Annotated in this window: 23 protein-coding genes; 8 read left to right on the top strand and 15 right to left on the bottom strand. The window is 71.0% G+C overall.

The window, feature by feature from the left end; genetic code table 11:
* Positions 1-6: 6 nt before the first annotated feature.
* Positions 7-855, top strand: coding sequence for an aminodeoxychorismate lyase (locus tag EIY87_RS16060; protein ID WP_125308698.1), 849 nt, complete (start codon positions 7-9; stop codon positions 853-855).
* Here EIY87_RS16060 and EIY87_RS16055 read toward each other — a convergent pair.
* From EIY87_RS16055 to EIY87_RS16035, 5 genes are all read right to left on the bottom strand, one after another.
* Positions 834-1253: a ParB N-terminal domain-containing protein gene (locus EIY87_RS16055; RefSeq protein WP_191984112.1), complete on the bottom strand. Its 420-nt coding sequence runs from the start codon at positions 1251-1253 to the stop codon at positions 834-836. The two genes, EIY87_RS16060 and EIY87_RS16055, sit on opposite strands and share 22 nt — an antisense overlap.
* A gap of 93 nt (positions 1254-1346) precedes the next feature.
* Entirely contained in the window at positions 1347-2195 is an 849-nt protein-coding gene (locus EIY87_RS16050) for a 5-oxoprolinase subunit C family protein (RefSeq protein ID WP_125308692.1), read from the bottom strand.
* Positions 2192-2788 carry a 5-oxoprolinase subunit B family protein gene (locus tag EIY87_RS16045; RefSeq protein ID WP_125308688.1) on the bottom strand — a complete coding sequence of 199 codons (597 nt, stop codon included), beginning with the start codon at positions 2786-2788 and terminating at the stop codon, positions 2192-2194. Before EIY87_RS16045 ends, EIY87_RS16050 begins: the two co-directional genes overlap by 4 nt.
* A gap of 4 nt (positions 2789-2792) precedes the next feature.
* Positions 2793-3407: an FABP family protein gene (locus EIY87_RS16040; RefSeq protein WP_125308685.1), complete on the bottom strand. Its 615-nt coding sequence runs from the start codon at positions 3405-3407 to the stop codon at positions 2793-2795.
* Between the two features lie 127 nt (positions 3408-3534).
* Positions 3535-4890 carry a DHA2 family efflux MFS transporter permease subunit gene (locus EIY87_RS16035; protein WP_125308682.1) on the bottom strand — a complete coding sequence of 452 codons (1356 nt, stop codon included), beginning with the start codon at positions 4888-4890 and terminating at the stop codon, positions 3535-3537.
* A gap of 45 nt (positions 4891-4935) precedes the next feature.
* On the opposite strand from EIY87_RS16035, the gene EIY87_RS16030 reads away from it, so the two are divergent.
* On the top strand, positions 4936-5214 hold the full coding sequence (locus EIY87_RS16030; RefSeq protein ID WP_125308679.1) for a helix-turn-helix domain-containing protein: 279 nt from the start codon (positions 4936-4938) through the stop codon (positions 5212-5214).
* A 23-nt stretch (positions 5215-5237) separates the two neighbouring features.
* On the opposite strand, the gene EIY87_RS16025 is transcribed toward EIY87_RS16030, so the two are convergent.
* The 5 genes from EIY87_RS16025 to EIY87_RS16005 all read right to left on the bottom strand — a co-directional run bounded on the left by EIY87_RS16025 (position 5238) and on the right by EIY87_RS16005 (position 8446).
* The gene (locus EIY87_RS16025; protein ID WP_191984111.1) at positions 5238-5549 is read right to left on the bottom strand and encodes a DUF1416 domain-containing protein; all 312 of its coding nucleotides are present in this window, start codon (positions 5547-5549) and stop codon (positions 5238-5240) included.
* Positions 5549-6385, bottom strand: coding sequence for a sulfurtransferase (locus EIY87_RS16020; protein WP_125308673.1), 837 nt, complete (start codon positions 6383-6385; stop codon positions 5549-5551). Before EIY87_RS16020 ends, EIY87_RS16025 begins: the two co-directional genes overlap by 1 nt.
* A gap of 30 nt (positions 6386-6415) precedes the next feature.
* Positions 6416-6847: a DUF4395 domain-containing protein gene (locus tag EIY87_RS16015; protein WP_125308670.1), complete on the bottom strand. Its 432-nt coding sequence runs from the start codon at positions 6845-6847 to the stop codon at positions 6416-6418.
* A gap of 260 nt (positions 6848-7107) precedes the next feature.
* Positions 7108-7536, bottom strand: a complete 429-nt coding sequence (locus EIY87_RS16010; protein ID WP_125308667.1) for a TlpA family protein disulfide reductase — start codon at positions 7534-7536, stop codon at positions 7108-7110.
* A gap of 13 nt (positions 7537-7549) precedes the next feature.
* Positions 7550-8446: an LmeA family phospholipid-binding protein gene (locus EIY87_RS16005; RefSeq protein ID WP_125308665.1), complete on the bottom strand. Its 897-nt coding sequence runs from the start codon at positions 8444-8446 to the stop codon at positions 7550-7552.
* Positions 8447-8598: 152 nt separating this feature from the next.
* On the opposite strand from EIY87_RS16005, the gene EIY87_RS16000 reads away from it, so the two are divergent.
* From EIY87_RS16000 to pstB, 6 genes are all read left to right on the top strand, one after another.
* Complete coding sequence (locus EIY87_RS16000) at positions 8599-9342, top strand: winged helix-turn-helix transcriptional regulator (RefSeq protein ID WP_225439896.1); 744 nt, start codon at positions 8599-8601, stop codon at positions 9340-9342.
* Between the two features lie 56 nt (positions 9343-9398).
* Positions 9399-10304, top strand: coding sequence for a mycothiol synthase (gene mshD / locus EIY87_RS15995; protein ID WP_125308662.1), 906 nt, complete (start codon positions 9399-9401; stop codon positions 10302-10304).
* Positions 10305-10529: 225 nt separating this feature from the next.
* Positions 10530-11660, top strand: a complete 1131-nt coding sequence (pstS, locus tag EIY87_RS15990; RefSeq protein WP_125308659.1) for a phosphate ABC transporter substrate-binding protein PstS — start codon at positions 10530-10532, stop codon at positions 11658-11660.
* A 194-nt stretch (positions 11661-11854) separates the two neighbouring features.
* Positions 11855-12775, top strand: coding sequence for a phosphate ABC transporter permease subunit PstC (gene pstC / locus EIY87_RS15985; protein WP_125309825.1), 921 nt, complete (start codon positions 11855-11857; stop codon positions 12773-12775).
* A 2-nt stretch (positions 12776-12777) separates the two neighbouring features.
* A complete protein-coding gene (gene pstA, locus EIY87_RS15980; protein WP_125308656.1) occupies positions 12778-13698 on the top strand; it encodes a phosphate ABC transporter permease PstA in 921 nt (306 codons plus the stop codon).
* Between the two features lie 10 nt (positions 13699-13708).
* A complete protein-coding gene (pstB, locus tag EIY87_RS15975; protein WP_125308653.1) occupies positions 13709-14485 on the top strand; it encodes a phosphate ABC transporter ATP-binding protein PstB in 777 nt (258 codons plus the stop codon).
* Between the two features lie 128 nt (positions 14486-14613).
* On the opposite strand, the gene phoU is transcribed toward pstB, so the two are convergent.
* The 5 genes from phoU to EIY87_RS15945 form a co-directional block, all read right to left on the bottom strand.
* Positions 14614-15279 (bottom strand): phosphate signaling complex protein PhoU, encoded by a 666-nt coding sequence (phoU, locus tag EIY87_RS15970; RefSeq protein WP_125308651.1) that lies wholly within the window; start codon positions 15277-15279, stop codon positions 14614-14616.
* Positions 15280-15362: 83 nt separating this feature from the next.
* On the bottom strand, positions 15363-16769 hold the full coding sequence (locus EIY87_RS15965; RefSeq protein WP_225439895.1) for an LCP family protein: 1407 nt from the start codon (positions 16767-16769) through the stop codon (positions 15363-15365).
* Between the two features lie 1427 nt (positions 16770-18196).
* On the bottom strand, positions 18197-18871 hold the full coding sequence (locus EIY87_RS15955; RefSeq protein ID WP_125308644.1) for a GGDEF domain-containing protein: 675 nt from the start codon (positions 18869-18871) through the stop codon (positions 18197-18199).
* 120 nt (positions 18872-18991) lie between these two features.
* Entirely contained in the window at positions 18992-19555 is a 564-nt protein-coding gene (gene idi / locus EIY87_RS15950; protein WP_125308641.1) for an isopentenyl-diphosphate Delta-isomerase, read from the bottom strand.
* Positions 19556-19642: 87 nt separating this feature from the next.
* A complete protein-coding gene (locus tag EIY87_RS15945; RefSeq protein ID WP_125308637.1) occupies positions 19643-20476 on the bottom strand; it encodes an alpha/beta fold hydrolase in 834 nt (277 codons plus the stop codon).
* Positions 20477-20487: the final 11 nt, after the last annotated feature.

Raw genomic sequence — 20487 nt, 5'->3', positions numbered from 1 at the left:
GGCCGCATGCGCGTCCTCGTCTTCCTCGACGGAACCCCGGCCGACCCCGACGTCGCCCAGATCAAGGTCGACGACCTCGGTCTGATGCGCGGTGACGGCGTCTTCGAGACGATCCTCGTCGTCGACGGCAAGCCCCGTGAGCTGCGCCCGCACCTCGAGCGGCTGGCCCGGTCGGCGGCCATGCTCGACCTGCCCGAGCCCGACCTCGCCGCGTGGGAACGCGTGGTCGCGCAGGTGCTCGAAAGGTGGACCGGCGGCCCCGAAATGACGCTGAAACTGGTGTACACCAGGGGATCCGACGGCGATCCCGCCGCGAAGCCGACCGGGTTCGCGCTCGGTTCCGAGGTGCCGCCGTCGATCTTGAAGGCCCGTGCCGAAGGCGTCGCCGCGATCACCCTCGAACGCGGTTTCCCGCCGGACCTCGCCGAGCGCGCGCCCTGGCTGCTGCTCGGCGCGAAGCCGTTGTCCTACGCGATGAACATGGCCGCGGTGCGCGAAGCCGGGCGGCGCGGCGCCGAAGATGTGATTTTCACCGCCGCCGACGGTTCGGTCTTCGAAGGGCCGACGTCGACCGTCGTGCTGGCGAAGGGCCGGACGCTCTACACGCCGCCGTCGAGCATCGGCATCCTGCCGGGCACCACCCAGGCCGCGCTGTTCCGCGGCGCCGAGAAGGCGGGCTGGGCGGTCAAGGTGGAGCCGCTGGCGGTCCGCGACCTCGTGGAGGGCGACGGCGTCTTCATGGCCTCCAGCGTGCGCAAGCTGACCCGGGTGCACACGCTCGACGGCGAACGCCTCCCCGACTCTTCCGCGGTGTACGCCGAGCTGGTGGCGGCCTACGAGGGCGAGTACGCCTGAATGATCCGCACGATCGCCGGCTCGACCGCTTCTTCGCGGTACGCGGCGATCTTGTGGTGGCCGTCGATGATCAGCTCGCGTTCGCCGTCGGCCAGCACCACCGCGACCGGCCGGTGCCCGGTGCGGATGGCGGTCCGGTAGTACCCGACGCGGGCTTCGTCGGACGGCGGCCAGGTGTCGGTCGGCGTCAGCTCCTGGTCCGCGGCGAGCCGTTCCGGCCCGCTCACGCGGTAGTCGCCGTCGACGAGCAGGTCGAGGACGGGGCCGAGCGTGGTGGCCAGCGGTCGGCGCAGCTGCCCGGTCGCCAGCGCGATCCGCAGCGACTGCGGGAGCTCCGCCCGCGCCCGCGTGTTCACGTCGAGGAAACCCGTGCCACCGCTGATCGTCACCTGTTCCACAGTTATCAGGACGGGCGACGGCGCGACATGGTTCCGGCCCTTACCCGGACGGGTGCACCGGGCAGGTCTCACCTGCCTGGCGGTACCGGGCTTTCAGGACAGCCGGAATCGGACGCGGGTGCCCGGCCGGGCCTGGGCGAGGGCGCTCAGCGCGGCCGCGCGGACGACGGCGGCGACCGGGTAGCCGCCGGTGGTCGGGTGGTCGGCGAGGAACACCACCGGCCGACCGCTGGGCGGCACCTGGACCGCGCCGGTGACGACGCCTTCGCTGGGCAGCTCGCCGTCGACCGCCCGGCGCAGCGGTGGCCCGTCGAGGCGCAGGCCGATGCGGTTGGACTCGGCCGTGACCGTCCACCACGCCGAGAGGCCGCCTGCCGCGTCCTCGAGCCAGTCGTCGCGGGGGCCGAGCGTCACCGGCACCACGAGTTCGCCGGGCGCCGGGACGGGCACGACGACGTCCGCGCCCGCCGGGATCCCCGTGGGCGCGCCGAGCGGGAGCACGTCGCCGGCGCGCAGCGGTTCGGGTCCGATGCCGGACAGGACGTCCCGCGACCGGCTGCCCAGCACCGGCTCGACGGCGATGCCGCCGGACACCGCCAGGTAGCAGCGCAGCCCGGTCGCCGGGGTGCCGATGGACAGCGTCTGCCCGGCGCGCACCGGCACCGGCGCGTGGGAGCCGACGGGACGGCCGTCGACGGCGACGGGGACCGCCGGGCCGGTGACGGCGACCGTCGCGGCGGCCGGGAACCGCGCCGAGAGGCCGCCGAGCAGGGCTTCGATCCCCGCGGCGGCTTCGGCGTTGCCCACCAGGCGGTTCGCCAGCCGCAGCGACGCCGTGTCGAGCGCCCCGGAAGGCGCGACGCCGAGGTGCGCGTAGCCGGGCCTGCCGAGGTCCTCGACCAGCGCGTAGCGGCCCGGGTCCACGACTTCCAGGCACCTCATCGGACGCTCCGGAAGCGGACGCGGTCGCCCGGCGCGAACAACGCGGGCGGATCCGCGTGCGGGTCGAACAGCGTCGCCGACGTGTGCCCGAGCAGCCGCCAGCCGCCCGGTGATTCGCGCGGGTAGACGCCGGTGAACTCGCCCGCCAGCCCGACCGAGCCGGCCGGGACGCGGGTCCGCGGCGACTCCAGGCGCGGCTGGCGCAGCGGTTCGGGCAGGCCGGTCAGGTAGCCGAAGCCGGGCGCGAACCCGGTGAACGCGACCGTGTACACGGCCCCGGTGTGCAGCTCGACGACCGCGTCGGCGGAGATCCCGGCGTCCGAAGCGATCAGGTCGAGGTCCTCGCCGTCGTAGACGACGTCGAGGGTGACTTCGCGCGGCTCGCCGTCGGGCGGGTGGGAGAGATCGGCGCCGTCCAGCAGCGCCCGCACCGCGGCGACACCCCCGACGACCAGCAGGCTGCGCGCGCCGGGCACGAGGTCGACGACCGCCGCGGGCCGGGCGGCCAGCACGATCGCGTGCGCGGCCCGCACCTGGCCGGGCGAGTCGCAGTCGAGCAGGGCGGCGTCCTCGCCGCACCGCCGCCAGCGCACGGCGTCAGCCGACGACGCGGTGCAGCAGCGCGGAGCTGTGGGGCTGCATCTCCTGGCCGACCATCGCGCGCTCCTCGACGTAGCCGAGGGAGCCCTCGATCAGGCCGTACAGCCGCTGGGCGGCGGTGACGTCCTTCGCCGTGGCCGTGCGGACCACCGCGTCGGTGCCGAGCTCCCAGGACGTCTGGTTGCGCGGCTTGCCGTAGTACAGCTCGACGATGCCGGTGTTGTGCGTGAGCAGCAGCTCGATGGTGTCGTCCTCCTGCGGCCGCCAGAACCCGGACTCGCGGGCGGCGGGGCGGATGACGTTGCCCTCGTCGTCGAGCAGCCAGGCGCGGGCCTCGTGGATCAGGAACGGCCGGCCGTCGTGCGAGATCGTGAGCTGCTGCGCGAACTTGCGCGGGCCGTCGATGGTCGGGTAGTCGACCTCGCCCTCACCCCGCCAGACGCCGACGAGCGGCAGCAGCGCGAGGCAGGCGTCGTTGAGGTTCGCCCCTTCGCGCAGGTTCGCGGTGTCGTTGGGGATGGGCAGGTCGTCCCACAGCGGGAGGTTGCGCGCCCGGGTGCTCTCCGCGCGCCTCTCCGCTGCCGCGATGGCTTCGTCGCCGCTGGCGGTCATGGGTCAGCGCTGGTCCGCGTACAGCCGGTAGACGACGTACACGGCGAACCAGGTGATCGCGATGCCCGCCAGCACCAGCAGGGTCGTAAACAGGATTTCCACGCCTCGGAGGATAGTCCGCCCGGCCTCACGCGGCCCGGCGCAGGGTCGCCGCGGTGAGCACGGTCACCGACAGCAGGACCAGCCCGGCCACCGCCATGGCCAGGTGCAGGCCGCTCGGCAGGGTCGGACCGGCGGCCACCAGCGCGCCCAGCGCGGCGACGCCGAGCGCGGTGCCGGTCTGGCGGGCGGCGTTGACCGTCGCCGACGCGATCCCGCTGCGGTGCCCCGGCAGCCCGGCGAGCCCGACGATGTTCGACGGCGTCACGGACAGCCCGACCCCGGCTCCCGCGGCCGCGAAAGCCACCGCGACCAGCCAATACGGCGTCGAGGCGTCGAGGAGCAGGAACGCGAACGAGCCCGCCGCCGCGACCGCGTAGCTGACCGGCAGCAGCCGTTCGGCGCCGTAGCGGGCGGAGAGCCGGCCGGCGGTGAAGGCGGCGGCGACGTTGGCCAGCACGTACGGCAGCATCTGGACGCCCGCCTCGGACGCCGTCGCGCCGCGCGCCTGCTGCAGGTAGATGCCGATCAGGAAGACCGCCGGGTAAGCCGCGAACCCGAGGCTCCACGCGGCGAAGATGGCCACCGAGAACCGGGTGCGCGCGAACAGCCGCACCGGCAGCATCGGGTGTGGCACGCGCAGCTCGACCACGACGAAGGCGATCAGCGCGGCGAGCCCGACGGCCCCGGTGACCAGCACGGACGGGCTCGCGCCGAGCCGGCCTGCCTCGATCACGGCGAACGTCAGCAGGCCGATCCACAGCGCGCCGAGCAGCTGCCCGGTCAGGTCGAGCGCGCCGTGCGCCGGGTCGCGGGACTCGGTGATCCCGCGGCGGCCGGTGAGCACGGCGACGAGCCCGATCGGCACGTTGACCAGGAAGATCGACGGCCAGCCGAACGCGTCGGTCAGCGGGCCGCCGACGAGCGGGCCGAGCACGAGCGCGCAGCCGGCGACCGTGCCCCACAGGCCCATCACCCGCGCCCGCGCGGCGGGTTCCGGGAAGGCGTGCGCGAGCAGCGCGACGGCGCCGGGGATCACGGCGGAGGCGGCGAACCCCTGGACGACCCGGGCGGCGACCAGCCATCCGAGCGTCGGCGCCAGCGCGCAGCCGACCGAGGCGACGGTGAAGACGGTCAGGCCGCTCAGGTACACGAGCTTGCGGCCGTAGCGGTCGCCCAGCGTCCCGCCGGAGAGGATCACGGCCGTGAGCGCCACGGTGTAGCCGTCGACGATCCACTGCAGGCCGCTGAAGCCCGCGCCGAGCGTCCGCTGCATGGTCGGCAGCGCGACGCTCACCACGCTGACGTCGAGCAGGGCCATGAAGCTGCCCAGGAAGACGGCGGTGAGCAGGCCGGTGCGGGTGGCGGGGGACGTTAGGGTCACCTAATCAGCTTGCGACCTCAACCCGGCTTGAGGTCAACTCCCCGCATGCTTTCGATCGGCGAAGCGGCGGCGGCCGTGGGGGTTTCGGTGTCCACGCTGCGGTACTGGGACGAGCGCGGCCTCGTCACCCCGGCGGCGCGGCGCGGCGGGAAGCGCCACTACGGGCCGGACGAGCTGCACCGCCTGGCCGCGGCGAAGATGTTGCAGGACACGGGTTTGCTCAGCCTGGACGAGATCGCCGCCGTCCTGCGCGGCCCGGAGCACGGCGACTGGCGATCGCCGAAAAGCCGTGAAGGCCTCCTTACCGGGCATAAAAGCCGGTAAGGAGGCCTTCACGGACTCGGGACTCAGGCGACCGAGATCGCCAGCTGGTGCAGGCCGGGGCCCTCGGCGGTGACCGAGGCCTCGCCGTTGCCGGAGCGGTGCAGGGCGCGGACCGTCCAGTCGCCCGGCGCCGCGTAGAAGCGGAAGTCGCCCTCGGCCGAGGAGACCACCTCGCCGGTGAAGTCGCCGCCACCGTCGAGGAGCCGGACGAACGCGCCGCCGACCGGCCCGTTCGCACCCGTCACCTTGCCGGCCAGCACGACCTGGCCACGCGTGTCGTAATCCGCGGGCGTGGCCTCCTGGACCGGTGCGCCGCAGCTGTCGTCAACCGCCATCACTTGGCTCCCAACTCGACCGGCACGCCCACGAGCGAGCCGTATTCCGTCCATGAACCGTCGTAGTTCTTCACGTCCTCGTAGCCCAGCAGCTCGTGGAGCGCGAACCACGCGATCGAAGAGCGCTCGCCGATGCGGCAGTAGGCGATGGTGCCCTTGCCCTCGTCGATGCCCTCCTCCTTGTAGAGCTCCTTGATCTCGTCCTCGGTCTTGAACGTGCCGTCTTCGTTGGCGACCTTCGCCCACGGCACGTTCAGCGCACCGGGGATGTGACCCGGAACCTGGGACTGCTCCTGCGGCAGGTGCGCCGGGGCGAGCAGCTTGCCGGAGAACTCGTCGGGCGAGCGCACGTCGACGAAGTTCTTCGACCCGATCGACTGGACGACCTCGTCGCGGAACGCGCGGAGGCTCAGGTCCTGGTCCTGCGCCTTGTACTCGGTGGCGGGGCGCTTGACCTCGTCGGAGCTCAGCTCACGGCCGTCGAGCTCCCACTTCTTGCGCCCGCCGTCGAGCAGCTGGACGTTCTCGTGGCCGTACAGCTTGAAGTACCAGTACGCGTAGGCGGCGAACCAGTTGTTGTTGCCGCCGTAGAGGATCACGCGGTCGTCGTTCGAGATGCCCTTCTCCGACAGGAGCTTCTCGAAGCCCTCCTTGGAGACGAAGTCGCGGCGCACCCCGTCCTGGAGGTCCTTGCGCCAGTCGAACTTCACCGCGCCCCGGATGTGGCCCCCGTCGTAGGCGGTGGTGTCCTCGTCGACCTCGGCGAACACGACGCCGGGGGTGTCCAGGTTCTCCTCGGCCCACTGAGTGGTGACCAGGACGTCTTCACGGCTCATGGAACGGACTCTCTTTCTGGGGTTGAACTTTCAGGACGCGCGGGCGGGGGTGAAACGCTTGATGAGCAAGAACATCTCGCAGCCGAGGCAGAAGTTGAACGCCGCGTTGAGGAAGGCCGCGAACAACGCGAACGCGGTCGCGACGATGCCGAGCGGGGTGATCCCGGCGGCGAAGCCGATCGTGCCGACGAGCGCGAACACGAACCCGACGGCCTGGGCGAACCGCAGCGGTGCCGCGTCCTCGCGCTCGTCGGTCGGGCCGAGGCGCGGGGCCACGAGGGTGCGGTACACGATCGAGTAGGGCGCCGGCTTGAGCCCGACGAAGGCGCCGATGGCGAACACGACGGTCTGGAACGCCAGCAGCGGCCACCACTGGGTGACCAGCACGACCGCGAGCACGATCGTGGTCAGGATGGCGGCGAACCGCGGGCCTCGCGGGTCGACGGCCGGTCCGGCGGACATGGATCCTCCAGCTGGAGCGAGAGATTACGTGCGAACGGCACGAGTCAGCGGCATCAGGGCTGGCGGGGACGGGCGTGGTTCAGCGCCGGTCGGACGACGCGCGACACAGGCTGCTGCGGACGCGGCAGAGGTCTACTGCGCGTCGCTGCGTGAGGAATGTGCTCAGCCTGGTCACGGGTGCGAGCGTACCCAGCTCTCCCTCAGAGTGGGAACCACGTTCACACTCTGGGAGAAATCCCAATTGGCGGGAAGGCCCCTGGTCAGGACGTCCGAGTCGTGAGATGGGGCTCCAGCGCGGCCAGCAGCTCGGGTCCTTTCGGGACACCGCCGACGCGCAGCAGCTCCCGGCCGTCCGGGGTCAGCGCGATCGTGGTCGGCGTCCGCAGCACGGACAGCGACTGCGCGACCTCCGGGGAGTTCGTGACGTCGAGTTCGACGTGGTGCAGGCCCTCGGTCCGCTCGGCGAGCGGACCGAGGACGGCCTTCGCGTGCCGGCAGGGCGCGCAGAAGGTGGTGGAGATCTGGACCAGCGTCACGGCGGACGCCGGGTCGAGGGCGGCGGCGACGGGACCGGGCAGCTCGCGCGCGGCGGGCTTCGCCTCGCGCACGCGCCCGTTGCGGGCCTTCAGCAGGACGCCGACGGCCACGGCGGCCACCAGCGTCGCCGCGAGCACCCACAGTCCCGTCACCGCACCGCTCCTCTTACTTGCTCAGGTCCGCGAAGGACACATTGGTCGCTTCGCCCTTGATCGTGACCGATCCGCTCTGCACCCGCACTCCGGTCGGGGTGACCGACAGCGGCAGGTCCTTCGTGTTGATCGACGCCTTGAAGTTCGGCATCAGCGCCTTCTGCACCGCCGCGGGGACGACCGTGGTCTCCTGGTCGTTCCCGAACTGCAGCCGCTTGGGGACGAAGTTGATCGTCCCGCCCTTCGCGTCGGCTTCGATCATCGCGAAGCAGAAGATTTCCAGATCCTTGCCCGCGAACTGAAGGTGTCCCGAAATGCGGACACCGGTGCTCGACTCGTCGACGGGCTGGCCGTCGGCGCCGGTCGTGGTGGTCGGCGCCGGCTCGCTCTGGCCGGAGTCGCCGTTCTCGACGTAGTCGGTGCTCGACGGCTCGATCCGCAGGTCCTTGATCTTGTCCAGCGGCGAGAGGCGGGCCAGGTCGGCGGCCTTGATGGTGACCGAGCCGGTCAGCTCGCCGATGGTGATCGACTTCGTGTTGCCCGCCGTGAGGTCGGACAGCGGCGCCGAGACGTTCTCCAGCTCGGCGTTCACCGCGACGTCCTGGAGCTTGTCCGCGACCGGGAGGCCGGCGGCGGACACGCTGATGTGACGGTAGTCACCGCCGAGCGCCTGCGTGAGGAACGGGAAGCCGTGGATCGTCACCGACGGGTCGTCGCTCAGCTGGAGCTGCTCGCGCGCCTTCTGCGAGATCATGTGCTCGGCGAACGCGGCAGCCCCGAAATCGGCGCCGACCAGCAGCAGCACCAGGACGACCAGTGCGATCACCCAGCGCCGCGCCCGGCGTCCGCGGCGCCGCGCGTCCGGCGGCGGTCCGGGTCGGTCGTCCCGGGTCACGGGCCTGCTCACCATCGCGTCCGTACTCCTGTTCGTCGGGTCCACCGGGGTTTCTCCAGGTGTGATCGATCCAGCAAGGGTTAGGTACCGGGCGGTCGAACCGCTATTCTCACTTAGCACCGAACAACGCCACCGTGCGGCGACGATTTGTGGAGGCGGTGCGGCTCATGAGCCTGGACCTTCTGGTGCTGACTGCGGAAGCCGACGCCACCTCGGTGCTGCCCGCGCTGGATCTGCTGCCGCACACCGTACGCGTCCGCCCGCCCGAGGTGACGGCCCTGCTCGACGCGGGCCACCGGGACGTCATCGTCCTGGACGCCCGCAGCGACCTGGCCTCGGCGAAGAGCCTCTGCCGGCTGCTCAAGGGAGCGGGTGAGGACGAGGCGGCCACGCCGATCATCGCCGTCGTCGGCGAAGGCGGCCTGGTGGCGGTCAGCGCCGAGTGGCGCACCGACGACATCCTGCTGCCGACCGCCGGCCCGGCCGAGGTCGACGCCCGGCTGCGGCTGGTCACCACGCGCGACGGCGGTTCCGCGCAGGTCGACGCCGAGCTGCGGGTCGGCGAGCTGGTCATCGACGAGGCGACCTACACCGCCCGCCTGCGCAAGCGCACCCTCGAGCTCACCTACAAGGAGTTCGAGCTGCTCAAGTACCTCGCCCAGCACGCCGGCCGGGTTTTCACCCGCGCCCAGCTGCTGCAGGAGGTCTGGGGCTACGACTTCTTCGGCGGCACCCGCACGGTCGACGTGCACGTCCGGCGGCTGCGCGCCAAGCTCGGCCCGGAGCACGAGCAGATGATCGGCACCGTGCGCAACGTCGGCTACAAGTTCGAGCGGCCCGCCAAGGGCGGCGTGCCCCGCCAGCCGGCCCCGGCCGAGGCACCGGCGGAGACCCCCGAGCTCGCCCGCTGACACCACCAAAGCCGCACTTTCACGTGAAAGTGCGGGCTCGCGGGTACGGTCGCAGGGTGACCGGTGAAGGCGAGTGGCGGCAGGAACTGGACGGCAAGCAGCTCGAGGACGTCCGGAGGCTGCTGCTGGCCGTCCGCGACGCCGACGGGCGGCCCGAGGTCGAACCGGACGGGCCGCTGCCCGGCGAGTTCGACGGCGGTGAGCACCTCGTCGCCTGCGTCGAAGGCGAAGTCGTCGGCTACGCGCACCTCGACACCACCGGCGACTCCTTCGGGCACCAGGTCGCGGAGCTGTTCGTGCACCCGGCCCACCGCAACCGCGGCTACGGCGCGAAGCTGCTTCAGGCGCTCGACGAGCGCGCCGCGGTCGGCTTCCGGCTCTGGGCGCACGGCGACCACCCCGCCGCCCGGAAACTGGCGCTGAAGGCCGGCCTGGAACGCAAGCGCGAGCTGCTGATCCTGCACACCGACGTCAAGGGCGCGGACTGGCCCGAGCCGCGGCTGCGCGACGGCGTCTCGCTGCGGACGTTCGTGCCGGGGCGGGACGAGGACGCCGTGGTCCGGGTCAACGCGCGCGCCTTCGACTGGCACCCCGAGCAGGGCGCGCTGACCGCCGACGACATCCGCGCCGACGAGGCGCGCGCCTGGTTCGACGCCGACGGCTTCTTCCTCGCCGAAGAGGCCGGGCAGGTCATCGGCTTCCACTGGACGAAGGTCCACGAGCCCACCCCCGGCCGGTTCGGCGGCGAGCGCGTCGGCGAGGTCTACGTCGTCGGCGTCGACCCGGCGGCGCAGGGCGGCGGCCTCGGCCGGGCGCTGACGCTGGCCGGGCTGCGGTACCTCGCGAGCCGCGGGCTGGGGCAGATCATCCTGTACGTCGAGGGCGACAACGCGCCGGCGCTCGCGGTCTACACCAAGCTCGGGTTTGCCCGTCACGAAACCGACGTCCAGTACGGTCGGTGACCACGGTGGACGCGGCGCGAACACCTCGTCACGGTGTGCGAACGCGCAGGTCACGGCCCGGACACGGCATCCTGTCGGGGCAGTAGCACTCCTCACATCCGGAGCCTTGTTCACTTTTCGTTCATCTGGAGAGGGGCGCCCGTCCACCGGCGCTGCCTAATGTCCGGATCCGTTGCGGCAGCACGCCGCGGCGACCCGGTCAAGCTCCTGATGGAGGAAACAGCAGTGAAGATCATGCGGCCCCTGAGCGCGGTGGGCATCGTCGCGAGCGCCGCCCTCGTGCTCGCCGCCTGTGGTTCCGACCCCGCGGCGACCAACAGCAGCAGCTCGAACTCGGCTTCGGCGCCCGCTGCGACCGGCACCGCCGACGTGGAGTGCGGCGGCAAGACCCCGCTCTCCGCGGAAGGTTCGTCGGCGCAGAAGAACGCCATCGACATCTTCACGCAGCAGTACGGCAAGAAGTGCTCCGGCCAGCAGGTCAACTACAACCCGAGTGGTTCGGGCGCCGGCGTCAAGCAGTTCAACGCCAACCAGATCGACTTCGGCGGCTCGGACTCGCCGATCAAGGACGCGGACCTCGAGGCGGCCAACAAGCGCTGCGCGAGCGACGCGCTGAACATCCCGCTGGTCGTCGGCCCGATCGCGGTCGCCTACAAGCTGTCCGGCGTGGACAAGCTGGTGCTGACCCCGGCCGTGACCGCGAAGATCTTCAGCGGTGCCATCACCAAGTGGAACGACCCGGCCATCAAGGCCGTCAAGGGCAACGAGAGCCTGAACCTGCCGGACAAGGCCATCCAGGTCGTCTCGCGCGCCGACGAGTCGGGTACCACCGACAACTTCCAGAAGTACCTGGGCGCGGCGGCGAAGGCCGACTGGACCAAGGGCGCCGGCAAGAAGTTCAACGGTGGCGTCGGCAACGGTGCGCAGGGCTCCAACGGTGTCGCGACCGCGGTGAAGGCCTCCGACGGCGGCATCACCTACGTCGAGGGCGCGTTCGCCAAGGACGGCCTGAGCGCGGCCCTCATCGACAGCGGCTCCGGCGGCGTCGAGCTCAACGCGGCGAACGTGGCGAAGTCCCTGGACGCGGCCAAGTTCCTGAAGGAGGGCTCGAAGGACCTCGCGCTCGACCTCAACGGCATCTACGCCAGCAACACCCCGGGCGCCTACCCGCTGCTGCTGACGACCTACGAGATCGTCTGCTCGAAGTACGCGGACCCGAACGTCGCGAAGGCCGTCAAGGCGTTCCTGACGGTGGCCGCCACCGACGGCCAGCAGCCGCTGTCCTCGAAGGGCTACGTGCCGATCCCGCAGTCGCTGCAGACCAAGGTCCTGGACTCCATCAAGGCCATCTCCTGACCCGGCGTTGCGACTGACACACGAGTGATAGAGGCTGGTCAGAAGTCCTGATGAGCGAGTCATCCTCGACGCGAACGCCCACCGGCGACCCCGGTGGGCGTTCGTCGTCCGCCACGACGCCCCCGGAGGTCCCGATTTCGGAGCAACCAGCCCCGCCGGCGGCGCCGCCGCCCGCGGGCGAGAAAGCGAAGAAGGTGCGGGCCGGTGACCGCATCTTCCAGAACCTGACCACCGGGGCCGGGATCTTCGTCGTCGCCCTGATCGGCCTGATCGGGCTCTTCCTGCTCATCCAGGCGATCCCCGCGCTGCAGGCGAACAAGGTCAACTTCCTGACCAACCACGGCTGGTCGACCAACGACCCGGCGAACATGTCGTTCGGCATCCTCGACCTGCTCGAGGTCACCGTGGCGACGTCGGTCGTGGCGCTGATCATCGCGATGCCGGTTTCGCTGGGCATCGCGCTGTTCCTGACCCAGTACGCGCCGAGGCGGCTCGCGCGGCCCTTCGCCTACATCGTCGACCTGCTCGCCGCGGTGCCGTCGATCATCTTCGGCCTCTGGGGCATCCTCGTCTTCGCCCCGGCGATCGAGCCGTTCTCGAAGTGGGTCAACGACACGTTCTCGTGGTTCCCGCTGCTGGCGCCCGGCAACGTGGCGCCCAGCGTGCGCGGCACCATCTTCACCGCAGGCATCGTGCTCGCTGTAATGATCCTGCCGATCATCACCTCGCTTTCGCGCGAGGTGTTCGAGCGGACGCCGACGCCGCACATCGAAGGCGCGCTGGCCCTCGGCGCCACCCGCTGGGAGGTCATCCGCACCACGGTGCTGCCGTTCGGCAAGGCGGGCTACGTCGGCGCGTCCATGCTCGGCCTCGGCCGCGCGCTGGGCGAGACGATCGCGCTGGCCGTCATCCTGCTCATCCCGCAGGGCAAGAACTTCGACTGGAGCCTCTTCGACGGCGGCTCGACGTTCGCCTCGAAGATCGCCGCGAACTACAGCGAGTTCAACAACGAGGTCTCGGCCGGCGCGTACATCGCGGCCGGCCTGGTGCTGTTCGTGCTGACCTTCCTCGTCAACTTCGCCGCGCGGTCCATCATCGGCAAGAAGGGGGACTGAGCATGTCCACCACGACGCTCGAAGCTCCCGCCGCGACCCCGGCGTTCCAGCAGGTCAGCCTGGCCCGCAAGGTCAAGAACGGCGTCGCGACCACGCTGGTCTGGCTGTCGTTCCTGATCGCCGTCATCCCGCTGGTGTGGGTGCTCTACACGGTCGTCGTCGACGGCATCACGCGCATCCCGTACAGCAACTGGTGGACCGAGGACTTCGGGGACGTGCTGTCCGACGAGGTCGGCGGCGGCGTGCTGCACGCGATCATCGGCAGCCTGCTGCAGGGCCTGGTCTGCGCGATCATCGCGGTGCCGATCGGCATGCTGGTCGCGATCTACCTCGTCGAGTACGGGCGGGGCGGCAAGCTCGCCAAGGCGACCACGTTCATGGTGGACATCCTGTCCGGTGTCCCGTCGATCGTGGCCGCGCTGTTCATCTACGCGCTCTGGATCACCACGCTCGGCCTGCCGCGCAGCGGTTTCGCCGTGTCGCTGGCCCTGGTGCTGCTGATGATCCCGGTGGTCGTCCGGTCGTCCGAGGAAATGCTGCGGATCGTCCCCGACGACCTGCGTGAGGCGTCGTACGCGCTGGGTGTGCCGAAGTGGAAGACGATCATGAAGATCGTGCTCCCGACGGCCCTGTCCGGCATCGTCGGCGGTGTCATGATGGCCCTCGCCCGCGTGATGGGCGAGACCGCGCCCCTGCTGGTCCTCGTCGGCTACTCGGCTTACACGAACTGGGACATCTTCAGCGGCGAACAGGCGGCGCTGCCGCTGCTGATGAACAACGAACGCGTCAGCAACCCGATGGACCCCGGCACGGTCGGCTTCGACCGCATCTGGGGCGCGGCGCTGACCCTGGTGCTCATCATCGCGCTGATCAACCTCCTCGCCACCGTGTTCGCGCGCCTCGTCGCCCCGAAGAAGAAGTGAGCTGTTCCTGATGGCCAAGCGAATCGATGTCAAGGACGTCGACATCTACTACGGCAAGTTCCACGCCGTGGACGGCGTCACCCTGTCCGTGCCGCCGCGCAACGTCACCGCGTTCATCGGCCCGTCGGGCTGCGGCAAGTCGACGGTGCTGCGCACGCTCAACCGCATGCACGAAGTGATCCCCGGCGCCCGCGTGGACGGCCAGGTGCTGCTCGACGGCGAGGACATCTACGCGTCCTCGGTCGACCCGGTCCAGGTCCGCCGCACGATCGGCATGGTGTTCCAGCGCCCCAACCCGTTCCCGACGATGTCCATCAAGGACAACGTCGTCGCGGGCCTGAAGCTGGGTGGCACCAAGGGCAAGAAGACCCTCGACGACATCGCCGAGCGCGCCCTGCGCGGCGCGAACCTGTGGAACGAGGTCAAGGACCGCCTCAACAAGCCAGGCGGCGGCCTGTCCGGCGGTCAGCAGCAGCGCCTCTGCATCGCCCGCGCGATCGCGGTCCAGCCGGACGTCCTGCTGATGGACGAGCCGTGCTCGGCGCTGGACCCGATCTCGACGCTCGCGATCGAGGACCTGATCGGGGAGCTGAAGAAGGACTACACGATCGTCATCGTCACGCACAACATGCAGCAGGCGGCCCGGGTTTCCGACCAGACGGCGTTCTTCAACCTGGCCGGCGTGGGGCAGCCGGGCCGGCTGGTGGAGCTCAACGACACGGAGAAGATCTTCTCCAACCCGGATGAAAAGGCCACGGAGGATTACATTTCCGGCCGTTTCGGCTGAGTTGTCGTTGTCGGAGAAGGCCTTTCTCGCCGGTGCTCGGGGTCGGCGGGAAAGGCCTTCTTCTTTTGTCCTAAGTGGAGCAACGAAAAAGCCCCCGGTGGCGACCGGGGGCTTTTCCTTGCCAGGACTCAGATGTCGTCGTCCGAGCCGTAGCCCGGCATCTTGCCGGTGACGACGAAGATCATCCGCTTCGCGACCGACACCGCGTGGTCGGCGTAGCGCTCGTAGAAGCGGCCCAGCAGCGTCACGTCGACCGCCGCGGCGACGCCGTGCGGCCACTCGCGGTCCATCAGGACCGTGAACAGGTGGCGGTGGATGTCGTCGACCTGGTCGTCGTCGGACTCGAGCGTCTTCGCCGCTTCGACGTCCTTCGTCTTGATGACCTGCTCGGTCGAGCGGGCCAGCTTGACCGCGACCTCGCCCATCTCGGCGAAGTAGGGACGCACGGACTCGGGCAGCACCGGGTCGGGGTGGCGGCGCCGCGCGGCCTTCGCCACGTGCAGCGCCAGATCGCCCATCCGCTCCAGGCTTTCCGCGGCGTGGATCGCCGCGAGGACGGTGCGCAGGTCGGTCGCCACGGGCGCCTGCAGGGCCAGCAGGGCGTACGCCTGCTCCTCGCACTGGGCGCGTGCGTCGTCGACCTTGGCGTCGTCGCTGATCACCTGCTCGGCGAGACTGAGATCGACCTCCAGCAGTGCCCTCGTGGCCCGCTCCATGGCGTCGGCGACCTGGACCGACATGGCGGCCAGGTGGTCGGCGAGCTGTTCGAGTTCGACATGGTAAGCCTCACGCATGGCCCAACCCTACGGGCAACCGTGACCAAACACCGCATCGCCGGGTGAACCGCACGTGAACCCGGCCTAACGATCCTCGCGGATCAGCCCGTGGTGCTGCTCTTCTTGCTGGTCGTGGTGCTCTTGGAGCTGCCGGTCTTCGACTTCGACGTGCTGGTCGGCGGCGCCTGCTCGCTCGCCGGGACCGGCGCGTTCGGGTCGGGCAGCGGGGTGTTGTTGCGCAGCGCGTCGAAGAGCGCCTTCGTCTTGCTGCGGACGAGCACCTCGTTGCCGCGCGAGTTGGGCAGGCCGACCGTCGGCACGGTGAGGAAGGTGATCTTCGAGGCGTCCAGGCCCTTCATCGACTGCGCCAGCGTCATCATCTGCTTGACGCCGAGGTTGTCGCCGAAGGTGGCCTTCGCGAACGCGGTGATGAAGTCGCTGAGCTTGCCCGGGTCGAGCACGACGTCCGACGACATGACCTTCTTCAGCAGCGCGCCGATGAACTCCTGCTGCCGCTTGATCCGGCCGTAGTCCGACGTCGGGTCGCCCTTGACGTGCCGCGCGCGGACGAAGTTCAGCGCCTGGTCACCGGAGATCGTGACGTCGCCGGTCTCCATCAGCACCTTGCCGAGGGTCGTGTCGTCGATCGGGGTCTCGTTGTGCACGGTGACCCCGTGCACGGCGTCGACCATTTCCTTGAAGCCGTTGAAGTCGATGCCGACGAAGTGGTTGATCCGCAGGCCGGTGAGCTGCTGGATGACCTTGGTGGTGCAGGGCGGGCCGCCGACCGCGTAGGCGGTGTTGAGCTTCGCGATCTTCTGCTCGGGGACCTTCTCGTCGGTCGTCTTGCTCTGCGCGGGATCCCAGCGCTGGCACTCGGGCCGGTCGATCTCGAGGTCACGCGGGAAGGACGTGACGACGACCCGCTTCCGGTCCGCGGGGATGTGCGCCACCATCACGGTGTCGGAGCGCGCGCCCGGGTTGCTGTCCGCGGTGCCGACGCCCTCCTCGGCGGAGGCGCCGTCGCGGGTGTCGGAGCCGACCATCAGGAAGTTCTCGTCGTTGGCCTGCGCGTCGGCGTCCTGGATGTCGGACGAGTTCTCGTCGAGCGCGGAAACCTGGGTGAACTTCGCGTCGAAGTACGTCTGGGCGCCCCACGCGCCCCCGATCCCGAGGAAGACGAGCCCGGCGACGACGGCCGCGGCGATCCGCCCGAACCGCACGGAGCGTTCGATCTTCCGCGCCTTCTTCTCCTGCAACCGCGTCTGCGCGGCCTGCTCCTCGGAGACGGCTTCGCTTTCCCCCTGCGGCGTGGCGGTGACAACGCGCTGAAGGGCGGTGCGGGTGCTCTCGATGATCGACGCGGGCGAGAGGCGCTCACGGCGTTCGCGCCGCTTCGCCTCTTCGGCTTCCATCTCGTCGTGCGCGGCGGAGAACCGGGCGAGCGTGTGGTCGATCTTGCGCCGGTACTGGGTCGCCTCGTCGATCGCTTCCATCTCATCGGTCATGGTGAGCGGATCGAGCGCGGCCCGCGGCGGCACATCGGACGTGGGCCGGGGCGCCGGGCTGTCGGCCGGCGCGGCGGCGACGTTGTCGGGGCGCCGGCTGGCCGGGCTGTCGGCAACGGGACGGCGGGGCGCCCCCTCGGGCATGGCGGCGCGGCCGACGTGGTCCTCGGGCGCGGCTCCCCGGCGAGGTGCCGGGCTGTCCGGGGTGCCGGGCGGTCCGACCGGCCGGGCGGTCGCGGGTCGCCGAGGTCCGCCGGCTTCGGGAGAACGGTGCGGGGCAGGCCCGTCCGGTGTGGCACCCCGGCGAGGCCCATCGACCACCGGAGCGTTGCGAGTGGCGGCATCCCGGGGAGCGAGCCCCTCCGGCGCACGTCGGCCGGCGGGGATGTCGGCGGCAGGGTGGCGAGGTGCTGCACCGTCCGGCGCACCCGCGCGACGGGCGGGCCCATCGGCGGCGGGGGCGCGTCGAGGAGCGGCGTCGTCGGGTACGGCTGCGCGTCGGCCTGCGGGGGCCGCGGTGTCGGGCGCGCCGGTGCGACGAGCGGTGCCGTCGGTGGCGGGAGTAGGTCGGGCGTCGTCGGGTGCGGTGGCGCGTCGGCTTGCGGGGATGTCGGCTGCGGGGCCGCGCCGACCGGTGACGTCCTCGGGCGCGTGTCGGGCGGCGAGGTCCTCGGGTGCCGCTGTACGTCGGCCGGCGGGGATGTCGGCTGCGGGGTTGCGGCGGGCGGGGTCCTCGGGCGCGGTCGCCCGGCGGGCCGCGGGGCCCTCGAGCGAGCGGCGGGGTGCGGCGCCGTCGGCCGGCGGCGTTGCGTCCGCGCCTGGGCGGCGGGGCCGTCGCGGGGGCTGGGGGGCCGCCGAGGTCTGCTGGGGGCCCGGGTTGGCCGCCGGGGGGCGGCGCTGGAGGGGAGCCTCCGGAGCCGGGGCCGCCGCTGTCGTGCGGCGGGGCTGGCGGGGACGCGGGGGGCGTGGTTGACGGTTCGCGTCCGTGGGTACTGGGTCTTCGGCGGGAGGCTGCGGTGCCCGCGTCCGGGACGGCGGCTCCGCGGCCCGGCGACCCGGCTGGTCTGGAGGCGTCGGCCGCACACCGGTGGTCTTGGCCACGACGTCCGAGACGCTGATGCCGCCCTGGTCCTCCATCGACCTGCGTCTACCCGTCCGGGGTCGCGCCGGACCCTCGGTGCGGCGACCGGTTCCCGGGCTGTCGTGCTCGTCCGGCACTCGGTCTCCTTCCGCACGATCTCGACTAGGACGTCCTCCCCCGCAGGAGGTGATCGTTCCCCCGGAGGTTTTCGTTATCGTACGGATACCCCCCGTTCGTGACGACACCCTCCCGGAAATTTCTTCACCTTGAGTCGACGAACGGCCGGTCGGCGTCGACAAACGGGTGAAGCACCTCGTCGGCAATCCGGAGTAATGCCGTGTTTACGTTACTCAGAGTGGGTTATTAACTGCGTGCTTTCCGCGTCGTGATAGGCCACTTTGTTGCGGCCCGCGCGTTTCGCCGCATAAAGCAGGCAGTCGGCGCTTCGCAGCTGGCGCTCGGGGGACGACGGCGCCCCGGCCTCGTGCGCCAGCCCGGCGCTGATCGTCACGTGCAACCCCGGCTGGAGTTCTGACCAGGGATGACGGGCCACGCGTGCCCGGGCCGCGTCGACGATGCGGATCGCGTGGCCGGCGTCGACACCCGGCAGCCACAGCACGAACTCTTCGCCGCCGTAGCGGGCGCAGAAGGCCTCCGGGGGCAGTTCCTCCTGCAGCAGATCGGCGACCCGGCGGAGGACGCGGTCGCCCACGAGGTGACCGTACGTGTCGTTGATGCGCTTGAAGCGGTCCAGATCGACCAGTGCGATCCCGAGTGGGGGACGGTCGGTGAACGGTCCGTAGAGACGCTCGTCGAGGTAGCGGCGGTTGTAGCTCGACGTCAGTGCGTCACGCAGGCTGCCGTCGCGGGCGATGTCCAGCGCGGACCGCAGGTGGTGGTACGCGCGCCGCCAGTCGCCTTGGGTCGCGAAGAGGCCGGCGATGGCTTCGTGCAGGCGGAGCAGGTCCGGCGGCCGAGGGCGACCGGGCCGGCTCAGCGCGCCTTCACCCTCGGCGACCATGCCCACCTCCACCACGCATTGGTTGTCGTCGCGGCGGAGGCCACTCTTGAGGCGTCGGTGCGGACGAAGGTGAATTTCGCTCAAACGGGACAGCGGTGGTGACTCTGCGGAGTGGGCACCTCAGAGGCCGGAGAACGGCTCGATGCCCTTGAGCTGCGCGAACTGATCTTTGGCCCAGTAACTCACATCCGCCGTGACGTCGTTCAGTAGCTCGGTGTAGTCGGCCCAGGCGACCCAGCGCCAGTCGCCGACCTCGACCGGGTTCGGCGACGGCTCGTCGTCGGCCCACGCGACGAACACCGGGCAGAACTCGTTCTCGACGATCCCCTGGAACGGCGGCGTCCGGTAGCGGTAGTTCGGCAGCACGCAGCGCAGCCCGGACAGCGACGGCAGCCCGAGCTCGTAGGCCGCGCGGCGGCCGACGGCGGCTTCGAGCGACTCGCCGGGCGCGGGGTGGCCGCAGACGCTGTTGGTCCAGACCCCCGGCCAGACCCGCTTCTCGAAGGCGCGCTGGGTGATCAGCAGCGCGTCGTCGCTGCGGCGCAGGACGTAGCACGAGAAGGCCAGGTGCAACCGGGTGTGCTCGTGGTGGCTGGCCAGCTTCGGGCCGGTTTCGCCGGTGGGCACGCCGTCTTCGGTGACGAAGACGACCTGCTCGGTCTCGGGTTCGGTCGCGGTATCCACGCGCCCCAGTGAACACGAACGCGCCGAACCGGCCGTACCGCGATGTGGGTGGGTTACCCGCGATCCGCCCGGCGGGGTGACGGGCGGTTACCGCGCGTTGAGGTGTTCGACGAGCAGCGAGGTGACGGCCTCCGGCGCCTCTTCGGGCACCCAGTGCGTGACGTCCTCGAGCATCTCGAAGCGGTACGGCCCGGTCACCCAGTTCGCGGTGTCGAGCGCGGCCGCCGAGCCGAAGGAGACGTCCTCGGTGCTCCAGACGTACAGCGTCGGCACGGCGATCTTCCCGATCTTCCCGCCCGGCCGCCCCGCCCGGTACCAGTTGAGCGCCGCGGTGAGCGCACCCGGCTCGGACAGCCGCCGCACGTAGTCGTCGACCTTCGAGGGCGACACCCGCCGCTCGAACATGTCCCGCAGCGCCCGGCCGTCGTTCTCCAGCATGCGCCGCTCGGTGACGCGGGTCTGCCGCCACTCGGTCATGTACCGCGTGCGCAGGTGCTGGTCCTCGTCGGTCTTCATGGCCTCGGCGAGCGCGGCGGGGTGCGGAGTGGAGACGACGGCGAGGCTGCGCAGCCGCTCGGGGTGCGCGTCGGCGGTCCACCACGCGACGGCGCCACCCCAGTCGTGCCCGACGAGGTCGAACCGCTGCCACCCGAGCTTTTCGGTGATCGTGACGACGTCCTCGACGAGGTGGTCGATGGAGTAGTCGGTGGCCTGCTCCGGCCGCACCCCGGGCGAGTAACCCCGCTGGTCGGGCGCGACGGCCCGGAACCCGAGCACCCCGAGCGTGGCGACCTGGTGCTCCCACTCGGTCGCGGCTTCGGGGAAGCCGTGCAGCAGCAGCACGGGCCGCCCGTCCTCGGGCCCGGCGGCGATGGCGTCGAAGGTTCCGGCCTCGGTGGGGATGCTGATGTGGTCGATCACGGGGCCGAATC

The sequence above is a fragment of the Amycolatopsis eburnea genome (genome assembly GCF_003937945.1).
In the GTDB taxonomy this organism is placed as follows: Bacteria; Actinomycetota; Actinomycetes; order Mycobacteriales; family Pseudonocardiaceae; genus Amycolatopsis; species Amycolatopsis eburnea.
This window is presented reverse-complemented; position numbering and strand designations above follow the sequence as displayed.

What these genes read in the sequence shown, in the direction of transcription:
- EIY87_RS16060 (WP_125308698.1), top strand. Translation starts at nt 7, where the DNA reads ATGCGCGTCCTCGTCTTCCTCGACGGAACCCCGGCCGACCCCGACGTC.
- EIY87_RS16050 (WP_125308692.1), bottom strand. Translation starts at nt 2,195, where the DNA reads ATGAGGTGCCTGGAAGTCGTGGACCCGGGCCGCTACGCGCTGGTCGAG.
- EIY87_RS16040 (WP_125308685.1), bottom strand. Translation starts at nt 3,407, where the DNA reads ATGACCGCCAGCGGCGACGAAGCCATCGCGGCAGCGGAGAGGCGCGCG.
- EIY87_RS16030 (WP_125308679.1), top strand. Translation starts at nt 4,936, where the DNA reads ATGCTTTCGATCGGCGAAGCGGCGGCGGCCGTGGGGGTTTCGGTGTCC.
- EIY87_RS16025 (WP_191984111.1), bottom strand. Translation starts at nt 5,549, where the DNA reads ATGGCGGTTGACGACAGCTGCGGCGCACCGGTCCAGGAGGCCACGCCC.
- EIY87_RS16020 (WP_125308673.1), bottom strand. Translation starts at nt 6,385, where the DNA reads ATGAGCCGTGAAGACGTCCTGGTCACCACTCAGTGGGCCGAGGAGAAC.
- EIY87_RS16015 (WP_125308670.1), bottom strand. Translation starts at nt 6,847, where the DNA reads ATGTCCGCCGGACCGGCCGTCGACCCGCGAGGCCCGCGGTTCGCCGCC.
- EIY87_RS16005 (WP_125308665.1), bottom strand. Translation starts at nt 8,446, where the DNA reads ATGGTGAGCAGGCCCGTGACCCGGGACGACCGACCCGGACCGCCGCCG.
- EIY87_RS16000 (WP_225439896.1), top strand. Translation starts at nt 8,599, where the DNA reads ATGAGCCTGGACCTTCTGGTGCTGACTGCGGAAGCCGACGCCACCTCG.
- pstA (WP_125308656.1), top strand. Translation starts at nt 12,778, where the DNA reads ATGTCCACCACGACGCTCGAAGCTCCCGCCGCGACCCCGGCGTTCCAG.
- pstB (WP_125308653.1), top strand. Translation starts at nt 13,709, where the DNA reads ATGGCCAAGCGAATCGATGTCAAGGACGTCGACATCTACTACGGCAAG.
- phoU (WP_125308651.1), bottom strand. Translation starts at nt 15,279, where the DNA reads ATGCGTGAGGCTTACCATGTCGAACTCGAACAGCTCGCCGACCACCTG.
- EIY87_RS15965 (WP_225439895.1), bottom strand. Translation starts at nt 16,769, where the DNA reads ATGACCGATGAGATGGAAGCGATCGACGAGGCGACCCAGTACCGGCGC.
- EIY87_RS15955 (WP_125308644.1), bottom strand. Translation starts at nt 18,871, where the DNA reads ATGGTCGCCGAGGGTGAAGGCGCGCTGAGCCGGCCCGGTCGCCCTCGG.